Source organism: Rhizobium sp. YS-1r (genome assembly GCF_000757525.1).
Lineage (GTDB): Bacteria > Pseudomonadota > Alphaproteobacteria > Rhizobiales > Rhizobiaceae > Neorhizobium > Neorhizobium petrolearium.
In genome coordinates this window covers 293,258-313,368 of the sequence record NZ_JPYQ01000001.1, presented here as the reverse complement: position 1 = coordinate 313,368, position 20,111 = coordinate 293,258, and the positions used below count along the sequence as shown (strand labels likewise).

Sequence of the window (20,111 nt, the reverse complement as noted above, 5' to 3'; positions counted from 1 at the left end):
TCCTCACCAGACAATCGGATGGGTTTCGCCGGTGGCGACATTGACAAGGCCTTGCGGCACGTCGTCGGAAGGCGCCACCAGTACCCAGCGCCAGGGCGCGCAGGTAAGCGTGGCGAAGGCCAGCCGCTCGGGAAAGCCTGCCCACCAACGCGGCGACGACGAGGGCTCGAACATCCAGTCGATCTTGTCGCCCTCGGCATAAAGACGCTGCATGTCGGCGTCCAGGTCTTCCGCCGAACGGGACGACATCAGCCCGGCCACTTCGTAGCGCACCGTAGCGACGACCTTGTTGTCCCGCACGAGAGCCCAGCCGCCGCCGATTTCCGCAAGCGCATTGACGGCCATCGCCATGGCCTCGTCGGAGGAGCCGACGCACCAGACATTGTGCTTGTCATGGGCGAGGGAACTTGCTAGCGCGCAATCGGGCGTGCGCGGCCCGGTTCCTGCCCAGAACATTTTCGACAGCGACTTCTTGCCGGAAAAGCGGTCGACGATGGCGAACTTGGTGATGTTTCGGCCCGTATCGCGCTGAACCCTCCCCTCTTCCACCGGCAGTTCGTAGGTGAGGAAACTGTCTTCCCAATGGAAGGGCCGCAATACGGCCGCCATCATCGTGGTACGGCCGGCGGGAGCCTCGATCGCGAAATCCGCGGCCGTGAGCTCGCCACCGATCTGCACCGTATTGCGTGCCCATTCCGGCCAGTCGATCTGTGGCACATCGAGGATGTAACGCTTGCCCTCGGAGACCTGCCTGCCGTCGGCCCAGACTTCGGCGATCTCGAAGTTCTCGAGGTCCGAGAGCAGCACGATATCAGCGAAGCGACCGGGAGCGATCGAACCGACCCAGGGGGTCAGGCGCATGTGCCGTGCCGGGTTGATGGTGACACACTGGATGGCGATTTCCGGTGCAAGGCCGGACTGGATGGCGAGGCGGACATTGTAGTCGGTCGCGCCCTTCTGCAGGGTTTCGGAAGCGCTGCGGTCGTCGGTTGCAAAGGCGATCTGCGACCAGTCGGAAAGGCCGCGTTGAAGCAGGCCCTTGATGACGTCGGGCATCGAATGCGGACGAAGTTCCATGAAGAGTCCATGGGAGAGCTTGTCCCAGAACTCCTCGGCGGTCCATGCTTCATGGTCGGAGGCGAGACCGGCGGCCGCGAAAGCGTTGATGGTCGGCAAGTCCCTCAGTCCGGCGGCATGGCCCTCGACCACGCCGCGCGCCTCGAACGTTGCCTCGATCATGCCCCACAGCCGCGCATGCGATGCGTTCTCGGGATTCCACACGGCCGGCCAGTCCATGACCTCATCCAACCCGGCGACCATCAGGCTGTCTTTCAGGAAAGACTTTTGTTCATCATAGCCGAACCAGCCGCCGCCATGTTCATAGGCTGTCGGCGGCACTGCCGAGCCGGGCAGAGGAAAGATCTTGAGCGGCGAGCCGTGCTGGCGCGCAGCCATCCAGAATTCGAGTGTGCGGGAGCCGCGCACATTGGAAAATTCGTGGCTTGCCTCGCATGTCCACGTATTGCCGCGCGGCATGACCAGGGCCGCCTCCCATTCGGGCGTCAGGTGCGAGCTTTCGATATGCTTGTGCACTTCGCCGAGCCCTGGGATGGCCATCAGCGACGGCCGGTCCACGATGGCATCGGCGGTTCCCGGCCAGGAACCGGCCGGGCCGACATAGGCAATGCGATCGCCCTTGATGACGATTTCCTGGTTCTCGGCCCAGGTGCGGGTTGCCGTATCGAGCAGCCTGCCGACGCGCAGGATGCGATCGGCGGGGGCCTTGCCGAGGGCGACGAGCGTCAGCTTCTGGCGGATAAGGACTTCGGATTTCGCGTTTATCATTTTGCTTCCAGGGTTTCCGTCGGCTGCGGTGCCGAACCGGCAAAACAGATGGAGAGGATGCGGCCGGGTTTTGGCCCGACCGCATAGAAACCGTGATCCATCGCCGCGTCGAAATAGGCGGAATCGCCGGCTGCGAGCACAACGGGCGCATAAGGATTCATCTCGAAAACGACATCGCCTTCAAGCACATAGACGAATTCTTCGCCGGAGTGGGCGCTCCTGACGCTCGGACTGTCGTCGTCACGCGGCTGGATATCGATGACCATCGGCTGCAGTGACTTGGCAGCGAGATCGGTCGCCAGCATTTCGTAAAGCCCCATCTCGCTGCCGAAATGCTTGCCCCTGCCCGCGCGCGTGATGGCGCGGGCGGCGCCGGAAAAGCGCGCCTGCGGCGGCTCTCCGCCGAGCAGGTCGGCAAAATCGATGTCGAGGCCGGAAGCGAGCCGAGTGAGCACGCTGTAGGCGGGACGGCTCTGGCCGTTTTCGATCTTGGACAGCGTCGAGATGGAGACGCCGGTTCGCCTGGAAACCTCGGACAGCGTCCAGCTGTTCGCCTTCCTGAGGTCCGACAGAATACGCGCGACGGCGGCTGCATCGTCGGTTGTCGGCGCCGTGTGTTGTCCTGGATCATTCATTCCGGGTTCCTCCCTCCCGTTTTCAAGTCTCGTTCTCTGCGCCCGCAATCGGCCCCCTGGTTTCGACGATCAGGCGATAATGGTCCGGCTCGCGATGGCGTGCGAAATCGAAGATCGTCTTGCGGTAGAGCGTTGCCATATCGAGATGGCACTTTGCCACGACAACTTCATCCTCCGTGGAAGTCGCCATCGCCGCGATCTGGCCGGACGGTGCGACAATCATCGACTGGCCGATCAGGTTCGAGCCCTCCTCCAGTCCCGCCTTGGCGGTCGCGACGACCCAGGTTGAGTTCTGGTAGGCGCCCGCCTGCAGGGACAACTGATTGTGGAACAGCGTCAGGCTGTCGAAATCGAAACTGCCGGTATGGTCGTCAGGCGTATTGTAGCCGACCAGGATCATCTCGGCACCTTTCAGCGCCATCACCCGGTAGGTTTCTGGCCAGCGCCGGTCGTTGCAGATGCACATGCCGATCGTCGCGCCCATGGTCTTCCAGACACGGAAGCCGTAATTGCCGGGCTCGAAATAGTATTTTTCAAGATGCTGGGCTTGAAGGTCCGGCTGCGGCCTGTCCCAGCCCGGCAGATGGACCTTGCGATACTTGCCGACGATCGCGCCGGCCCGGTCGACGAGGATGGCGGTATTGTAGCGACGGGTCCTGCCCTCTTCGACGGCAAGCTCCGCGTAGCCGAGATAGAAGCCCACTTGCAAGCGTTTCGCCTCCTCGAAGAGCGGCAGCGTTTCCGGTCCGGGCATTTCGCGCTCGAAAAAGGCATCGATCTCGGCGGAATCGGTAAGATGCCAGCGGGGAAAGAAGGTCGTCAGCGTCAGTTCGGGAAAGACCACCAGCTCGGCGCCGCGGGCCGCCGCTTCCTGCAAAAGCGCGATCAATCGCGCGACGACCTGTTTGCGGCTGTCCTGTCTTGCAATCGGCCCCGTTTGCGCGGCCGCGACCACCATAGAGCGTGCCATGGTCAGTTCTCCTCGTACGGCAGGATGCAGCAATGTTCGAGATTCAGCCTCAGGCCGACGGCACTGTCCTGCCCGTGGTCGTGGGCAAGCGGCGCGTTGGCGGTGAGTACGCCCATCGCGGTATCAACCTTGTACTGGTAGGCGCGGCCGAGATAGGAACGCGTATGCGTCTTGCCCGGGATCGTTTCCGGTTCTGCGGAGACGATTTCCAGCCCTTCCGGCCGGGCGCCGACCAGGAAGCGATCGGGGAGCGGACCGGTCATACCCTGCGACAGCGCCAGGCGCGTGCCACCGGCCGTCTCCACGGTGACGGCGTCACCGTTGCGGGCGATCACGGTCATGGGCAGCAGATTGTCGAAGCCGACGAAACGCGCCACGAAGGCATTGACCGGGCGGGTGTAGAGGACTTCCGGCGTGTCGAGCTGGACGATCCGGCCGGCATGCATGATTGCCACGCGGTCGGAGATCGAAAAGGCCTCTTCCTGGTCATGGGTGACGTAGATCGCGGTGCGGCGGTTGGCGCGCTGCAATTCGCGGATCTCGACGCGCATGTCGATCCGAAGCTTGGCATCGAGGTTGGAAAGCGGCTCGTCGAACATCAAAAGCGGCGGGTCGATCGCCAATGCCCGAGCGAGCGCCACGCGCTGACGCTGGCCGCCTGACAACGCCGCCGGCAAGCGGTCGGCATAGTCGGCCAGGCCGACGCGAGCGAGCATGGCCTTGACGCGGGCCTCGCGCTCGGCGGCCGGCACCCTGCGCTGCTTGAGCCCGAAACCGACATTGTCCGCGACCGTCAGATGCGGAAACAGGGCATAGTTCTGGAAGACGATGCCGGCATCCCGTTTGTGGGGAGGAAGGCCGGTGACGTCGCGCCCGGCGACGGTGATGGCGCCGCTGGTCGGCTGGATGAAGCCGGCGAGCAGCCTCAGCGTCGTCGTCTTGCCGCAGCCGCTGGCACCGAGCAGCGAGACCAGTTCGCCTTCGCCGACGGAAAGGTTCAATCCGTGCAGGACCTGGGTGCGACCATAATGGGCAACGACATTATCCAATGTAACGGCGTGATCGGCCATTTCGGCTCCTATTTGATGGTCTTGGACAGCCCGAGGCTGCGCTCGATCAGGATCATGACGATGGTGGTGACCGCCATCAGAAGCACTGAAACCGCGCTGACCGTCGGGTCGAAGAACTGCTCGACATAGGTGAAGACCTCGATCGGCAGCGTCGAAATTCCAGGCCCCGTCAGGAACAACGCCACCGCCATGTCGTTGAGCGAGGTGATGAAGGCGAGCACCACGCCGGCGATCATCCCTGAGCGGATATTGGGCAGCACGATCGTCCAGAAGGCGCGCACCGGATGCATGCCGAGGCTGACGGCGGCCTCCTTGATCGAGAAGTCGAAGCTCGCAAGGCTCGCACCGATGACCCGCACCATATAGGGCAGGCACAGGATTGCATGGCCGAGGATGAGTGACGGCATGACCGGAAGTTCGAAAAGCACGATCAGGGTTTTCAAAAGCGAAAAGCCGAAGACGATTTCCGGGATGAAGAAGGGCAGGAAGAAGACCGAGCCGTACCAGGCCGGGATCGTCGTGCGGTAGCGGGCAAGCGCATAGGCCGCCGCAAGACCGAGCATCAGCGCGAGCAGTGTGCCGCCCGCCGCGACCTGCATGGAGATGGCGAAGGTCGACAGGAAACTGTCCTGGGCGAAGACGTTTTCGAACCAGCGCAGCGTCAGTCCTTTCGGCGGAAAGGCGAGATAGGTGGTGTCGCTGACCGAAGTGCCGAGCACGATCACCACGGGGCCGATCAGGAACAGCATCACCAGCCAGCCGGCGAATTGCATCAGCGGGTGGAGCTTGCGGCGGTTCATTGCGCAGCCCTCGCGGATGTGGCGCGCCGGACGAGCCAGCCCATCAGGAAAACGCAGAGAATGGTGACGGCCATCATGATCGCGGCGATGGTATTGGCCGCCTCCCAGTCGAAGGAAATCATGGCCTTCTGATAAAGGAGCGTCGCCAGCGTCATCTGCTGCTCGCCGCCGAGAAGCCGCGGCGTGACGAAGGTCGCGAGGCTGCCGGTGAAGACGAGCACGGAGCCGACGATCATGCCCGGCACCGCCAGCGGCAGCGTGACCTGGCGGAAGACGCCGAAAGGGCTGGCGCCAAGGGATTCGGCGGCGAGATAAAGGTCGTCCTCGATTGTTTCGAGCACGCCGACAAGCGACAGGATCATCAGCGGCGTGAAGAGATAGGCGAGGCCCACGATCACCGCACCCTGCGTGAAAAGCAGGCTGAGAGGCTGGTCGATCAGGCCAAGCTGTATGAGCGCGGTATTGACGATGCCGTTGCGGCCGAGGATCGCCATCCAGGAAAAGGAGCGCACGACGACACCGGTCAGAAGCGGGAAGACCGAGACGATCAGCAGTACCCGCTTCAGACCCGGGCGGGAATTGGCGATCATGTAGGCGCCGAAGAAGCCGGCGACGAGCGACACGGCAGTTGCCTGGAGCGCGATCCAGAAACTGCGGATCAGAACGGCGCGGTTATAGCTGCTGGAAAAGAAGAGCCGGTAATTCTCCCAGATCCCCTTCGGATTGCCGAAGCTCTCCATCAGCGTGCCGGCGACGGGAAGAACGAGCAGCAACAGCAGGGCCAGGGACGCCGGCAGAACCAGCGCCCATGGCCCGATGGCGCCAAGACGCCGGGTGATTGACGGACTGTGTGACAAATTACTGCCCAAACACCGTGTTCCAGCGGCTTTCCCAATCGGCATTGACCGTGAGCAGCTTCTCATACGGATTGGTCTGCATGCTCGTGACCGCCTTTTCGCCATAAACCAGTCGCGAGGCCTGTTCGGGCGTCAGTTCGACATTCTTGTTGACGGGGCCTTGGCCGCCACCGAGGGCAATCGAGGAGATCTGCTGGATATCCTTGCTGAGCTGCCAGTCGATGAACTTCAGCGCCAGTTCCTTGTTCTTCGAATTGGCCGGGATGTTGATCGTGTTCATCATGGCGAAGTCACCTTCCTTCAGCTCTGCCCAGCCGATATTCGCATTGGCGGCCTTGATCGCCGGGAAGGCATAGTCCTGAGCGAGTCCGATAAAGGCCTCGCCAGTGGAGAGCAGGTTGGTGAGCTCCGAACCGGAGCTGAAGGTCTTGACGATATTCGGCTTCAGCTCTGCCATCTTTTTGAAGGCTGTATCAGGATCGCCGAAGGCATCGGTGCCGGCGCATTTCGCGGCCATCATGACGACGGACGGGCCGCCGGTCGTGTTGAAACCGGGCATGGCGATGGCGCCCTTGAAATCCGGCCGCCACAGGTCGCACCAGGATGTGATCGGTGTAGCGGTGCGCGTCTTGTCGTAGACGATGCCATAGCGGCCAAAGGTGACAGCCGGGCCGTAATCGCCCTGCGGGTGCTTGGCGGCGTCGTAGAGTTCATCGAAGTTCGCGAGTTTGGAGGCGTCGATCTTGTCGAAGGCCCCCTGGTCGATGCCGATCTGGGAGAATTTGTCGGTCAGGTAGATGATATCGACACCGCCGCGGATGCGGGCCTTGTTCAGGCGCTCCGGTGCCCCGCCCGTCTCGATGACGATCTTGACGTTGTTGGCCTTTTCGAAAGGCTCGTAGACCTTCGGAACGAGGAAATCATTGGCATAGCCCCAGTCCGAGATGACGAGCTTCTCCTGCGCGCTGGCGAAAACCGGCAGCGCGATGCCCGTCACAAATGCGGCCATACGCATCAAGGAAACCATCGATGACATCTATCTCAACCCCTCTTCGTTATCGGTTTGGAAAATAATTTTCGATTTGGAAAATCATACATGGAGTGATTTTTTATACAAGCCCCATGTCAGCCCAAAATATAGGCAGTTTTGCCGGCATGGTCAGATGACTAGTCAATGCAGTGACCCAGCCGTCGATCAAAGCGGTGGATATTTGCCGAAACCTCCGGCACAAGGGGACCTGGAACCGCCAGACACAAGAGATGCCGCGCATATGAGCACCAAACCTTACGATCCTGTCGAGGACGGCGCGGAAATGTCCTTCCGCGAACAGATGTCCTATTCCGACTATCTGCACCTCGGGGAAGTGCTCAATGCGCAGAAGCCGATTTCCGGGGCGCATGACGAACTGCTCTTCATCATCCAGCACCAGACTTCGGAGCTGTGGATGAAGCTTGCAATCCACGAGATCACGTCGGCAATCGCCGCGATCCGCGGCGACGATCCTCAGCCGGCCTTCAAGATGCTCACGCGTGTCGCCCGCATCTTCGAACAGCTCAATAATGCCTGGGACGTGCTGCGCACCATGACGCCCAGCGAATACACCGAATTCCGCGCTTCGCTCGGTAAATCCTCTGGTTTCCAGTCCTATCAGTATCGCGCGATCGAATTCCTGGCCGGCAACCGCAACCTTGCAATGCTCGGTCCGCATTCGCACCGGCCGGAAATCATCGCCATGCTGGAAGGCATCCTCGCACAGCCAAGCCTTTATGACGAAGCGCTGATGCTGCTTGCCCGGCGCGGTTTCGATATCGGCGAGGATGGGGCTCGCACGGACTGGCGCATGACGCGCGGCGAGAACCAGAAGGTGCTGGAGGCCTGGAGGGTGGTCTACAGCGCTCCCGGCCGATATTGGGAACTCTACGAGCTTGCGGAAAAGCTCGTCGACTTCGAGGATTATTTCCGCCGATGGCGCTTCAACCACGTCACCACGGTCGAGCGTGTGATCGGCTTCAAGCGCGGGACGGGCGGCACATCCGGCACCCACTACCTGAAGAAGATGCTGGAGGTGGAGCTTTTCCCCGAACTCTGGCGGGTGCGTACCGTTTTGTAACCGAGGGTCGCCTCAGGCGGCTTCCCTCCCCTTGCCTCATAACCGGGCGCGGAAGGCGGCGCGCCGGTGTTCAGTTCAGGGCGAGGTCGAAAACGTGGTGATGAATGCGGCCGTCGAACATTTCGAGGAGGCCCTTGGTCACCTCCCGGCTTTCATAGCGGACCGGGGATTCGAGCGCGGTAGCGAGCGCCTCGCGGCTGTCATACATGGTGGACAGCACCATGGGATAGGGCGGAGCGCCTTCGTCCCGCTCGATATTGTAGAGCACGCGGACCTCCCTGACGCCTGGAAAGGAAAGCCACAGCGGCATCAGCCTATCGGCGACGTAGGCCTTGAACTCTTCTTCCTTGCCGGCATGGATCGTGCCTTCAAAAAAGGCCTGTCGGATGATCATCGTATGTCTCCGGCTCAGTTCACCGTGGTCGGCGGCTTTTCACCGGCGAAGTGGGCAGCGATATTGGCAAGCACGAGATTGCCCATGGCGACCCGCGTTTCATAGGTTGCGCTGCCCTGATGCGGCATCAGCACGGTGTTCGGAGCCGTGGAGAAGTCTTCGCGAATACGCGGTTCATTGAGGTAGACGTCGAGACCGGCGGCGGCAATCGTGCCATCGTTCAGCGCTGCGAGCAGCGCGTCCTCGTCGACAACGCTGCCGCGCGCGATATTGATCAGAATACCCTTCGGTCCCAAAGCCTTCAGGACCTCGGCATTGACAATGTTCTGGGTCTCGGCATTCGCCGCGACGATGACGCAGAGCACGTCGCTGTCTTCCGCCAGCGCCACCGGCGAGGCGCAGGATTTCCAGGTCGTGTCAGTGACGGCTGAGCGGTTCCAGTAGCGCACGTCCATGCCGAAGGCTTCGGCGCGGCGGCCGAAGGCCTTGCCGATCTGGCCGAGGCCGAGAATGCCGACCCGCTTGCCTTTCGGGCTTGTGCCAAGCGGGAAAGCCTCCTTGCCCCACTTTCCCTCGCGCACGAAGGCGTCACCCCTGGCAATATGGCGCAGCACGCCGAGCATCAGCGCGATGCCCAGATCGGCGACATCGTCGGTCAGCACGCCGGGCGTCGTGGTCACATCGATATTGCGGCTGCGGGCAAATTTCAGATCGACCTTGTCGGTTCCGACGCCGTTGATGGCGATGACGCCGAGCGAAGGCAGCTTCTCGATCCAATCGTTGGAAAGTCCGGTGCCGCCGCCGGTCGCGACCGCGCGGATCTTCGGCAGTGCCGCTTCCAGCGCCGCCTTCTGTGCCGGATCGTACATCCGGTGCACCGTGTAGGCCGCGTCGAGCTGATCCTCGATGAATTGCATCATCGGTTCTACGAACAGGATATCTGGTTTCACGTCCGGAACTCCGTATCTTGAATGGCTGCGGCTCAGGAAATCTGGCCGAGGAAGGTCTTGAGACGCTCGTTCTTCGGGTTGCCGAAGAACTCGTCCGGCGTGCCCATTTCGAGGATTTCGCCGCGGTCCATGAAGATCACCCGGTCGGCGACCTGGCGGGCGAAGCCCATCTCGTGCGTCACGCAGAGCATGGTCATGCCTTCCTTGGCCAGGTCGATCATCGTGTCGAGCACTTCCTTGACCATTTCGGGGTCGAGCGCCGAGGTGGGCTCATCGAAGAGCATGATCTTTGGGTTCATGCAGAGCGCGCGGGCGATCGCCACACGCTGCTGCTGGCCGCCGGAAAGCTGGGCCGGATATTTCTCCGCCTGCTCCGGAATATGCACCCGTTCCAGGTATTTGCGGGCGGTCTTTTCCGCATCCGCGCGGGAAATGCCGCGCACCTTCATCGGCGCCAGCGTGCAGTTTTCCAGAACCGTCATATGCGGGAAGAGATTGAAGCTTTGGAAGACCATGCCGGTCTCCTGGCGGACGATATCGACATTCTTGCCGCCGGCGGTGAGATCGTGACCGTCCACGACGATCCGGCCCTTCTGGATCGTCTCGAGCTGATTGATGCAGCGGATGAGGGTCGACTTGCCGGAGCCGGACGGGCCGCAGATGACGATCCGTTCACCCCGGTTGACCGAAAGCTCGATATCCTTCAGCGCGTGGAAGCCGCCATACCACTTGTTGACGCCTTCCATGCTCACGGCCAGATCGGAAGCTCCCCGCCTGGCCGCGGCCGATGCGTTTGCTGTAACCTCATTCATGCGAGGAACTCCCTTCAATCCCTACTTTTTACTTCTTGGCGTTGGCGACGAAATCCGGCAGCGGCGTGCCGAGCCATTTCTCGTGAATCTTGCTGAGTTCGCCATCGGCCTTGACCTTGTCGATGAAGCTGTTGACAGCCGTCAACAGCTCAGCCGAGCCCTTGCGCACCGCAATGCCCTGCACCTGCTGGCTGAGCTGAAGCTTCTGTTCGAAACGGCCCGGAGCGGCAGCCTCGATCTGAGCGGCGACGACGTTCGACACACCGATCAACTCCACCTGACCGGACAGCAGGGCCTGCACGGCGCTGGCGTCGTCATCGAAACGCTGGATCTTGGCATCCTTTGGCGCGATCTTAGTCACCCCTGTATCCTGCGTCGAGGCGCGGGCAACACCGATCGTCTTGCCGGAAAGGTCCTCCGGTTTGGAAACGGCAGTGTCCTTGGCTCCGAAGACGCCGATCGAGATACCGGCATAGGGTTCGGAGAAATCGACGCTCTTGGCGCGCTCCTCGGTGATGCCGAGCGAGGCGACGAGCAGGTCGACCTGGTTGCTCTGCAGGTAGGGGATGCGGTTCGGGCCGGTGACCGGAACGATCTGCAGCTTCACGCCCCATTCCTTGGCGAGCAGTTTGGCGACGTCGGCGTCATAACCGTCCGGCTCGTTGCTGGTGTTCATGATGCCGAAGGGCGGGAAGTCGACCAGCATGCCGATCTTGATCGTTCCTGCAACCTTGATGCTTTCGACGGTTTGCGCCGCGGCCGTCGAAGCCATCGCGCCCACCATCAGGCCTGCACCGATCGCGGCCACTACCATGCGTCTGGAAATGTTCATTTTTCCTACCCTTTCTGTTATGCCGGCTTCCTCCCTCCGGCTCGGGTCCCGTCAGCGTGTCGTCGCCCGGGAAAATCTGGTTTCCATGCGCCGCGCGAGCACCGAAAGCGGCCAGCACAGCACGAAATAGACCGCGGCGACCGTCCCGAACACGAGGAACGGACTGAAGGTCGCGTTGTTGATGATCTGACCCTGGCGGGTGAGCTCGGTAAAGCCGATGATCGCTGCAAGCGATGTGCCCTTGATGAGCTGCACCAGGAAGCCGACCGTGGGCGCCACTGCGATGCGGGAAGCCTGCGGCAGGATGATGTAGCGCATGCGGTTGTAGTAGCGTAGGCCCAACGCCGTCGCCGCTTCCCGTTGTCCGGGCGGCACTGCCTCGATGCAGCCGCGCCAGATTTCGCCCAGAAATGCACTCGCATGCAGCGTGAAGGCGATTGCAGCGGCAACCCAAGGGTTGATGCCGAGGCCAAAGATATTGAGCCCGAAGAAGACCAGGAAAAGCTGCATCAGCAGCGGCGTGCCCTGGAAGACGCGGATGAAGCCCGTTGCGACGAGACGCGGCCATTTGGAATCGGAGACACGCACCAGTGCGATAACGAGGCCGCCGATTCCGCCGCCGGCAAAGGCGATCGCCGAGAGCGCGATCGTCCATTGCGCCGCGATGACGATGATCCAGAATTCGTTCCAGCCGAAAGGTCTGATCAGCATATCCTACCCCTACCGGCTCAACGGATATTTGAAGGCGGCCTTCTCGATCGCCGAAAAGATCGCAGAGAAACCGACGGACATGGCGAGATAGATCAGCGTGACGACGATATAGACCTCGAAGCTCGCGAAGGTCGCCGATTGCAGGTCGTTGCCGGCGGCTGCGAGGTCGTCCGCCGAGATTGCCGAGACGACGCTGGAGGTCAGCATCAGGTAGATGAACTGGCTGGTCAGCGCCGGATAGACGGTGCGCAGCGCCGGCTTCATGATGATGTAGCAGAAGATCTGCAGCTTGGAGAGGCCGAGTGCCGTGCCCGCCTCAACCTGCCCTTTCTGGATCGATTCAATGCCGGCGCGGATGATCTCGGTGCCGTAGGCGCCGAAATTGACGACAAGCGCCAGGAGTGCCGCGCTGTTCGGCGTCAGGCGCAGGCCGAGCGATGGCAGGCCGAAGAAGATGAAGAAGATCTGTACGAGGAAGGGCGTGTTGCGGATGACCTCGATATAGGCATCGATCAGCCAGCGCAGCGGCGCAATCCCGGACGTCTTGCCGGCCGCACACAGAACCGAGACGATCAGGCCGAGAATCATCGCCGCGCAGGAGAGCTGGATCGTCAGCCAGGCGCCGAGCAAGAGCTGATCGAAGCCCACGAACACGGGCTCGAAGTTGAAATTGTACAACTTGGGACCTCCCCAATCATTGTCGAACGGGCTCCACTCCTCTGTGGCGCACGCTGATTTAGATCGATCTAAAAGCTTTTCCAACGGGCGTCAACCACCCGTGGGTGTTTATTATAGGGTGGTAACGGCAAGCGGTGCACAGGACTGGCGGATATGAAGCTGCGTTTCCTTCACAACCCTGCGGGGTGGGAGCATCGGATCGATGAGACGGTCGAGCAGAAGCCGGGCGGCGTTCTCCCCGATCGTCACCGGGCCGGTGGAGACGGACGTGAGGCGCGGACGCATCACCTCGGCTTCCGCCACGTCATCGAAACCGACCAGCGAAAAATTCTCACCCACTTCCCGCCCGAGGTCGTGAAGCCCGGCTGACAGGCCGAGGGCCACGACGTCGTTGAAACAGATGACCGCCGTCGGCTCTTCTCCCTTGTCGAAAAGTAAGTGAGCCGAAGCGGGAATTCTTGCCGTCTGGTATGGAACCCGGATGATCATGCCCGGATCGAAACCGCGTGAGACCATGGCCTCGCGGAAGCCTTCGATACGCTCCAGATAGGCTGAATGGACCGGCCCGTGGACAGCAAAGGCAATCTTGCGATGGCCGAGGGACGCAAGGTAATCCACCGCCTGCCGCATGCCTGCGGCATAATCCACCCCCGCATAATCGACATCTTCCGAAACATGACGAAGCACCTGCACAAGCGGCAGGTTCCATTCACCGACACGTTCGACGAATTCCGGCGCAGTATCCGCCGCCGGGCAGAGAATGACGCCGTCGACGCCGTGTTCGCGCATGCGGCGCATGACCATGTCCTGCCGTTCGACAAGATCGCCGCTGTTTGCCAGGATCACGACCATGCCGGCTGAATCGATCACGGCCTCGATGCCGGACAGGAGTTCCGCAAAGAACGGATTGGTGAGGTTCGGGACGACCACGCCGACCGTGTGGCTGCGTTCCGCACGAAGCCGCGCCGCCCCCATATTGTAGACATAGCCGAGCTCTCGCATCGCGGCTTCGACGCGTACCCGCGTTTCAGCCCCGACCAGCGGGCTCTTGCGGATCACGAGCGAAGCGGTGGCGCGCGAGACATTGGCATGCCGCGCCACATCAAGAAGCGTGACACGGCTTTTCTTTCGGTCGTCAGATGGCATGAACTTCACTTAGCAGAGGTGACGGGAACCCGGATAGGGCTCTTTTCTTATAATCCGACCTCGGGATAGCGCCGGTCAAGCCATCCGGATTTCGTGATCGGCTCAGGAGATGACAGGCGCTACGCCGCCGCCTATAAGTGGAGAAAGAAAATCATGTAAAGGAGATCCACATGCTTCAGACGACTGCCGCCGTGAAAACCGAACATGGTTCGAAATATCTCCAGCAGCTCTGCAAACATTTCGCCCACAAGATCGAGGTGAGCTTTACCCCGACACACGGCGAATGCACGTTTGCGATGGGCAAGGGCATTCTCGATGCGGATGACGCGGGCCTGACGGTGACGGCCACCGCGCCCGACGAGGAGCAGCTCTCGCGGACAAAAGAGGTAATCGAATCCCATCTGGTCCGCTTCGCGTTCCGCGAAGAACTGGCCCCACTTGCCTGGAACCAGGCCATAGCCGCCTGATCAGACTCGCCCGTCCTGCTGTGCCGCCGAAAGCCCTTCCATCTCGATCAGGAAGGAGAATTCGTTCCCGAGACCGGGTGCAAAGGCGACCACCGGCCCGCCGCGGTGAAGCAGCCGGTCGAGCGGCGGCACGGCGACTGTCGCGCCGGCTTCCTTTGCGATCAGTACGCCGGCCAGCATGTCCCAGGCCGAGAGGTGCCGCTCGTAATAGAGATCGGAAATGCCTTCCGCGACACGGATGAGGCCGATCGCCGCCGCCCCCATTCGGCGGTAATCGATGCCGCGCTCGTAGAGCCGGCGCGAGACGGAGATGTAATCCTCAAAATCGGTACGGCGCGAGTGGCCGAGGACAGCGATTGCCTGGGCCGGGTCCACAGTCTTCGCGGCTGCGATCGGCTGGCCTTCCTTGAAGGCGCCCTCCCCGCGGATCGCGTGGAACACCTTGTCCTGCGCTGCATCGTAGATGGCGCCGATCAGGATCTCGCTGCCGGCAACGAAGGCGATCGACACGCCCCAATGGCGGAAGCCGCGAATGAAATTCGTCGTGCCGTCGATCGGATCGACCACCCAGGTCCCCCTCTCGCCGGATTGACCGCCCCCCTCCTCTCCCATGAAGGCATCCTCGGGAAAGACCGCCAGCAGGGCGTTGCGGATCGCCTCTTCCGAGCGGCGGTCGGCGATCGTCACGAAATCCTGCGGTCCCTTGTTCTCGATCCCCAACGCATCCGGCAGCGCCTCCTGCCGAAATCGAGCTGTATCTTGGCCGACCTGCCGCGCGATCGCGGCGGCCGCCTCGCATCGAGCCCGAAGAGATGAACTCTCGAATTGCAATGACATTTTTATGCACTTCTTCTCTTGATCAGCGTCACGGGGGTGAATTCCACCCGCGCGACGGCATCCGGTTCGGACATGCGGCTGGTGAGCAGGTCGATCACCTGTTCCGCCTGCACGTCGCAAGGCTGCTGGAACGTGGTGAGCTCATAGGCACTCCAGCTTGCCTGGGGAATGTCGTCGTGGCCGATGACCTTGACTGATCCGTCGCCCCGGCCCGCCTTGGCGAGCCCGTCGAGCACGCCGCAGGCCATGTAGTCGTTGACGGAGAAGACGCCGTCTATGCCCATGTCCAGCAGCTTTTCCGCCGCCTCGTGGCCGTGCCGGTAATCGTTGATCGCAACCGGGATCAGTGGCGCCTCGATTCCAAGGCCTGTGCAGCGGCTCTGGAAAGCCTCGGCGCGACGGCGCGATGAGTAGGAGACCGCCTTGCCGGCAATCACGGCGAGCCTCTTCGCGCCGGTTTCGATAAGATGATCGACGGCCGTGTAACCCGACATACGATCGTCGGAAACCACTCGATCGACGAAGGGGAAGTCCTCACCCTTGTTGATCAGGACGATCGGCACGCCTTCGACTGCACATTCCTCGAAGATATGGGATGGCGGCGCGTCGGAGGTGACGATGACGCCGGAGACGGAGTAATGCAGCAACTGCCCGATAACGGTCGCACTATCGGCCTCCTTCGAGGTCGGCAGCAGGATCGGTCGATAGTTGCGGGCGATCAGCGCGCGAGCCAGATGTTCGAGCTGCTGGGTACGGTACGGGTTGTCGAGCCCCGCGGCGACAAGGCCCACGAAATCGGACCGCTTGTTGGTCAGACTGCGGGCGAGATAATTCACCCGGTAGCCGAGCTCCTTGGCCGCCTGATAGACCTTCTGCCGGGTCTTTTCCGAGACGCTGGCATCGGGTGTGAAGGCGCGCGACACGGCGGCACGGGAAACGCCCGCCGCGCGCGCCACGTCAAAGGACGTGACGCGGCGGGGCTCGCGGGAAAGGCCGTTTCCTTCCTTCGGGCGCATCAGGTCCGGCAGGTCGGTGCAGATGCCGAGGACTGGCAGCGCCATGATGTCCTTCAGTACATCCGGCCGTTCCTCGTGCCAGAGCACCAGTTCCTTACCATCGGCGAAGGCTCTTTCGATCAGTTCCCGGGTGACGAATTCCTGCGGTGAGTCGCTCGCGCGCTCCCAGCAGAGATGCAGGATATCGGCGCCGGACTGCTCGCCGAGCGCATGCGGATCAACTCCGACGCGGACGAGTACCGAGAGCGGATAGTTGCAGCCCATGTCGCGCAGCTCGCGCACCTGGGCGACATCGAAGGAACCGAGGCAGGCGAAACGCTGCCCCATCTCCTTCAGGTGCCGCCAGCAGAGCGGGCCGGTGCCCGGTCGCTTGAGTTCGATATAAAGCCCGCAGCCGGTCTCGCGGCCGAGGGCTGCCACTTCCTCGAAGCTCGGCACGTCGGGAATCGCTTCGCGCAGATCCCCGAAGGTCATCTTCGAAATGTGAAGGTCCTTCTGGAAGACGCGTTCCAGATGATCGTCATGGGAGACGACCACGACGCCGTCGGCGGTCATCTGTGTGTCGAGTTCCCACATCTCGGCGCCGAGTTCGGCAGCCCGGCGGAAGGCGGCGAGTGTGTTTTCCCGCTCGTGACCGCTCGCACCGCGATGGCCGATGCAGAAAGGCAATTTCCCCCTGTTTTCCGGCCAGTCGAACTTGTGGAAAAGGGCGCTGAAATCCCGCATGATCAGAGCCTCCGGCCGTCTTCGGCGAAGACGAGAGCCGCCTTGCTGTCGAGGCTCCAGCGCACGCTGTCTCCGGGCCTCACGTCGTTGCGCGCCGGCTGGATCGAGCGCAGCACGGAACCATCCGGCAGCACGACGTCATAGAGGTTTTCGCGGCCTTGCGTTTCCGCAAAGGTCACCTTGCCTTCGATCGGCACGTCACCGGCAATGCCGAAATGCTCGGGGCGGATGCCGAGCGTCAGTGCCGTACCATCCGGGATGCCGGAAAGGGCCGCGAGCGGCAGCTTCAGGCCACCGTCATCCAGCGCAAAAGCCCCCTGCTGCACCCTGCCCTTGAGGAAGGAGATCGGCGGATTGCCGAGAAACCCCGCGACGAAGGCCGTGCGCGGGTCGTTGTACATTTCCGATGGCGTGGCGATCTGGACGATCTCACCCGCCTTCATGATGGCGATCCGATCGCACATGGACATGGCCTCCACCTGGTCGTGGGTGACGAGAACGGCGGTAATGCCCGTCTCCAGCTGGATGCGGCGGATTTCCGAACGCATTTCGAGACGCAGCTTCGCGTCGAGATTGGCGAGCGGTTCATCGAGGAGAAGCACGTCGGGGCGACGGATCAGGGCGCGGGCGAGCGCCACACGTTGCTGCTGGCCGCCCGACAATTGGCCCGGACGCCGCTCCAGCAGTTCGGAGATGTGGGTCAGCTTGGCGATAGCCCGCACTTCCTTGTCGATGTCCGCCTTCCGATCGTTGCGGACTGTGAGCGGAAACGCGATGTTTTCATAAACCGTCATATGCGGATAGAGCGCGTAGTTCTGGAACACGACGCCGACATTCCGCTTCTGGCTCGGCAGGGTGCTGACGTCGCGATCGCCGAACAGGATCTGTCCCCCGTCGATGCGATGAATGCCGCAGATCGCAAACAGCGTGGTGGACTTGCCGCAGCCGGACGGGCCGAGCAGTGCCAGCATCTCCCCGCCGTTGACGGTGAGGTTCATATTTTCGATGACGGGCGTGTCATCGAATTTCTTGGTGAAATTGCGGATCGAGATCTGCATTAGCCTTTGGTGCCTCCGCCGAAGATATTCATGAGCCGGTTCTGGAAGACGATGAAGAGCGCAAGGATTGGCAGCGTGTAGAACAGCCCGACCGACTTGAAGATGTTGAAGTTGTAGGTACTGGAATTCGGATCCGACACCGTGTTGAGATACACGGACAAAACCTCGAAATCGCTGGAAGGTGCGAGAATGCGGGGCAGCATGTATTCGCTCCAGCCATCGATGAAGGCGAAGATCGCCAGAGACAGAAGCCCGGGCCTGACCTGTGGCAGGATCAGCCGCCGCCAGACGGTAAAGCGGCTGGCGCCGTCCTGCACGCCGGCCATTTCGATTTCCCAGGGAACCGCATCGTAGAAGCCTTTCATGATCCAGATGCCGAAAGGCAGCATGAGGCTGGACTTCACCAGGACGACGCCGATCAACGAATTGTAGAGACCGGCGAACTGCAGGACCAGGAAGACGCCGATGATCAGTGTGACCGACGGGAAGGCATGCATGACCAGGATGCCGGAGAGCAGGAAGCGCCGGAACGGCAAAGCGAGCCGTGACAATGCATAACCAGCGGTCGCCGAAACACTGACAACAATCAGCACCATGCTGATGGCGAAGAGAAAGGTCGTCAGCGTCGGTTTCCATACATCGCCGGTGATCGTCGGGTCGATCAGGAAGCGCCAGTGCTGCAGCGTAAATTCATTGGGCAGGATGGAGCCGACCGGCGCATTGGTGAAGGTATCGATGACCAGGAAGAGATACATCACCACGAGCGGCAGGCTGAGCACCAGGAGAATGAGGATGATCGGCCAGGCGGCGAAATTGCGTGTCATGCCCCGGCCCCCTAGAACTCGATCTTCGGCTTCGACATCATGTCGTCAAAGCGGAACAGACGCAGGTAGACGATGGAAAGAACCAGCCCGACGGTCACCAGAGCCAGCGCCATGGCAGCGCCGAGGCCGTACTGCAGGTTGCCGGTATAGTTGTTGAGCGCGGTATTGAAGGCCTCCAGCGCCCAGACCGTCGTGGTGCTGCCCGGGCCACCGTTCGTCGTCAGCCAGATTTCCTGATAGGAAGACAGCAGAGACAGCGTCTGATAGCTGGTGACGAACAGGATCGGCCAGCGCATCTGAGGCAAGATGATATGGCGGATCTGCTGCCAGCGACTGGCGCCGTCCACCTCGCTTGCCCATAGTTGCTGCACCGGAATGGCCTTCAGCGACCCGGAAAACAGGATCATCCCGAAGGAGGCGCCGATGAACCCGTTGGCGAGGATCACGACCGTCCAGGCGCTGGGCACCGATCCTTTCATGTAGTTGAAGGCGGGCAGGCCAAGCTCGCGGGCGATATTAAAGACGAAGCCGCCATCCCAGGTGAACCATTTCCACAGGACGGCGTAGAGGACGACCGGCGTGATGCGCGGCAAAAGCCACAGCACGCTGAAAAAGCCAGCCCCCACCGGCGGAAGATAAAATGTCGTGATAGCCAGGAACAGGCCGACCAGCACATTGAAGGCCAGCGTCAGCGTCACGTAGAAGGCCGTGTTGACGACGATGCGCCAGGTATCCGGGGTGGTAACGAGCTTGATGAAGTTACCCGTCGTCCAGGTCCAGCCGGTATAGCTCGCCTCAGCAATCCGGCCGATCGCGTCGCCGGACGGATGATCCAGCACCTCAGACAGCGCGGCCTCGATGTCGCTGCGGCTCTCGTAGCGGATGTTGAGCACGGACTGTTCGAACGCGCCGGCAGCGACCTTCAGGTCGCGCACGCGCGTCGGGCGGGACGGCAACCCCTTCAGCTCGCGTTCGAACTCGACCGCACTGGCAAAGATGCGGCCCTTCAGCCTGGCCTCGATCTCGGAAAGCAGCTTCGGATCGACCTTGGCGGCTCGCGCCTTGTCGAGGCCCTGCTGATCGACCGCATAACTGGATCGCCCCAGCGCATCGACAGTCAGCGGATCCAGACCCTGTTCTGCGAGCGAGCGGATGAGATTGCCGGTGACGATGTAGGAGCCGCCGGTGATCCCCGTTGCGGTGCTCATATTGGTAAAGGCGAACACGCTGGTCAGCACCACCGGCAGGAAGAAGAAGCCGAACAGCAGGATCAGCGCCGGAGCCAGAAAGGCCACGCCGAGAAGATTTATCTTGAAAACCCGAGGAGAACGCATGAACCACCGGAAGCGAAAGACCAGCCGGACTGGCACGA

21 protein-coding genes and 1 pseudogene are annotated in these 20,111 nt (G+C 61.8%); 2 read left to right on the top strand and 20 right to left on the bottom strand.

What is annotated here, in order from left to right:
• Window positions 1–3 precede the first annotated feature (3 nt).
• Genes JL39_RS01440 through JL39_RS01410 form a run of 7 tightly spaced genes read right to left on the bottom strand, consistent with a single transcriptional unit; the run spans window position 4 to window position 7,213 of the window.
• Window positions 4–1,845 (bottom strand): adenine deaminase C-terminal domain-containing protein, encoded by a 1,842-nt coding sequence (locus tag JL39_RS01440; RefSeq protein WP_037145451.1) that lies wholly within the window; start codon window positions 1,843–1,845, stop codon window positions 4–6.
• Entirely contained in the window at window positions 1,842–2,480 is a 639-nt protein-coding gene (locus JL39_RS01435; RefSeq protein ID WP_052182572.1) for an XRE family transcriptional regulator, read from the bottom strand. The genes JL39_RS01440 and JL39_RS01435 overlap by 4 nt, the downstream gene beginning before the upstream one ends.
• 22 nt (window positions 2,481–2,502) lie before the next feature.
• Entirely contained in the window at window positions 2,503–3,450 is a 948-nt protein-coding gene (locus tag JL39_RS01430) for an N-carbamoyl-D-amino-acid hydrolase (RefSeq protein ID WP_037145450.1), read from the bottom strand.
• A gap of 2 nt (window positions 3,451–3,452) precedes the next feature.
• Window positions 3,453–4,520 carry an ABC transporter ATP-binding protein gene (locus tag JL39_RS01425; RefSeq protein ID WP_037145449.1) on the bottom strand — a complete coding sequence of 356 codons (1,068 nt, stop codon included), beginning with the start codon at window positions 4,518–4,520 and terminating at the stop codon, window positions 3,453–3,455.
• A gap of 8 nt (window positions 4,521–4,528) precedes the next feature.
• Entirely contained in the window at window positions 4,529–5,320 is a 792-nt protein-coding gene (locus JL39_RS01420; RefSeq protein WP_037145447.1) for an ABC transporter permease, read from the bottom strand.
• On the bottom strand, window positions 5,317–6,177 hold the full coding sequence (locus tag JL39_RS01415; RefSeq protein WP_152601002.1) for an ABC transporter permease: 861 nt from the start codon (window positions 6,175–6,177) through the stop codon (window positions 5,317–5,319). The genes JL39_RS01420 and JL39_RS01415 overlap by 4 nt, the downstream gene beginning before the upstream one ends.
• 1 nt (window position 6,178) lies before the next feature.
• A complete protein-coding gene (locus tag JL39_RS01410) occupies window positions 6,179–7,213 on the bottom strand; it encodes an ABC transporter substrate-binding protein (protein WP_037145445.1) in 1,035 nt (344 codons plus the stop codon).
• Between the two features lie 235 nt (window positions 7,214–7,448).
• Here JL39_RS01410 and kynA point away from each other — a divergent pair, with 235 nt between their 5' ends.
• Complete coding sequence (kynA, locus tag JL39_RS01405; protein ID WP_037145443.1) at window positions 7,449–8,288, top strand: tryptophan 2,3-dioxygenase; 840 nt, start codon at window positions 7,449–7,451, stop codon at window positions 8,286–8,288.
• Between the two features lie 70 nt (window positions 8,289–8,358).
• On the opposite strand, the gene JL39_RS01400 is transcribed toward kynA, so the two are convergent.
• The 7 genes from JL39_RS01400 to JL39_RS01370 all read right to left on the bottom strand — a co-directional run bounded on the left by JL39_RS01400 (window position 8,359) and on the right by JL39_RS01370 (window position 13,811).
• A complete protein-coding gene (locus JL39_RS01400) occupies window positions 8,359–8,682 on the bottom strand; it encodes a hypothetical protein (protein WP_037145441.1) in 324 nt (107 codons plus the stop codon).
• A gap of 14 nt (window positions 8,683–8,696) precedes the next feature.
• On the bottom strand, window positions 8,697–9,602 hold the full coding sequence (locus JL39_RS01395) for a 2-hydroxyacid dehydrogenase (protein WP_052182571.1): 906 nt from the start codon (window positions 9,600–9,602) through the stop codon (window positions 8,697–8,699).
• 62 nt (window positions 9,603–9,664) lie between these two features.
• The gene (locus JL39_RS01390; RefSeq protein WP_052182570.1) at window positions 9,665–10,444 is read right to left on the bottom strand and encodes an amino acid ABC transporter ATP-binding protein; all 780 of its coding nucleotides are present in this window, start codon (window positions 10,442–10,444) and stop codon (window positions 9,665–9,667) included.
• A 28-nt stretch (window positions 10,445–10,472) separates the two neighbouring features.
• Window positions 10,473–11,276: a transporter substrate-binding domain-containing protein gene (locus tag JL39_RS01385; protein WP_037145437.1), complete on the bottom strand. Its 804-nt coding sequence runs from the start codon at window positions 11,274–11,276 to the stop codon at window positions 10,473–10,475.
• Window positions 11,277–11,327: 51 nt separating this feature from the next.
• Window positions 11,328–11,984: an amino acid ABC transporter permease gene (locus JL39_RS01380; protein WP_081952674.1), complete on the bottom strand. Its 657-nt coding sequence runs from the start codon at window positions 11,982–11,984 to the stop codon at window positions 11,328–11,330.
• A gap of 12 nt (window positions 11,985–11,996) precedes the next feature.
• The gene (locus JL39_RS01375) at window positions 11,997–12,665 is read right to left on the bottom strand and encodes an amino acid ABC transporter permease (RefSeq protein WP_037145436.1); all 669 of its coding nucleotides are present in this window, start codon (window positions 12,663–12,665) and stop codon (window positions 11,997–11,999) included.
• Window positions 12,666–12,776: 111 nt separating this feature from the next.
• Complete coding sequence (locus JL39_RS01370; protein ID WP_037145434.1) at window positions 12,777–13,811, bottom strand: LacI family DNA-binding transcriptional regulator; 1,035 nt, start codon at window positions 13,809–13,811, stop codon at window positions 12,777–12,779.
• Between the two features lie 170 nt (window positions 13,812–13,981).
• Here JL39_RS01370 and JL39_RS01365 point away from each other — a divergent pair, with 170 nt between their 5' ends.
• The gene (locus JL39_RS01365) at window positions 13,982–14,278 is read left to right on the top strand and encodes a DUF2218 domain-containing protein (RefSeq protein ID WP_037145432.1); all 297 of its coding nucleotides are present in this window, start codon (window positions 13,982–13,984) and stop codon (window positions 14,276–14,278) included.
• Here the strand turns inward: JL39_RS01365 and JL39_RS01360 are convergent, their stop codons facing one another.
• The 6 genes and pseudogenes from JL39_RS01360 to JL39_RS01335 form a co-directional block, all read right to left on the bottom strand.
• Entirely contained in the window at window positions 14,279–15,115 is an 837-nt protein-coding gene (locus tag JL39_RS01360) for an inositol monophosphatase family protein (protein WP_037145430.1), read from the bottom strand.
• Window positions 15,116–15,117: 2 nt separating this feature from the next.
• Complete coding sequence (locus JL39_RS31410; protein WP_037146018.1) at window positions 15,118–16,131, bottom strand: LacI family DNA-binding transcriptional regulator; 1,014 nt, start codon at window positions 16,129–16,131, stop codon at window positions 15,118–15,120.
• Window positions 16,123–16,860 (bottom strand): annotated as a pseudogene (locus tag JL39_RS32050) (glycerophosphodiester phosphodiesterase); the annotation flags it as partial. The gene JL39_RS31410 and the pseudogene JL39_RS32050, both read right to left, overlap by 9 nt.
• Window positions 16,860–17,915 (bottom strand): ABC transporter ATP-binding protein, encoded by a 1,056-nt coding sequence (locus JL39_RS01345; protein WP_037145428.1) that lies wholly within the window; start codon window positions 17,913–17,915, stop codon window positions 16,860–16,862. The pseudogene JL39_RS32050 and the gene JL39_RS01345, both read right to left, overlap by 1 nt.
• Window positions 17,915–18,739 (bottom strand): carbohydrate ABC transporter permease, encoded by an 825-nt coding sequence (locus JL39_RS01340; protein ID WP_037145426.1) that lies wholly within the window; start codon window positions 18,737–18,739, stop codon window positions 17,915–17,917. Before JL39_RS01340 ends, JL39_RS01345 begins: the two co-directional genes overlap by 1 nt.
• An 11-nt stretch (window positions 18,740–18,750) precedes the next feature.
• On the bottom strand, window positions 18,751–20,073 hold the full coding sequence (locus JL39_RS01335) for a sugar ABC transporter permease (RefSeq protein WP_037146014.1): 1,323 nt from the start codon (window positions 20,071–20,073) through the stop codon (window positions 18,751–18,753).
• Window positions 20,074–20,111 lie beyond the last annotated feature (38 nt).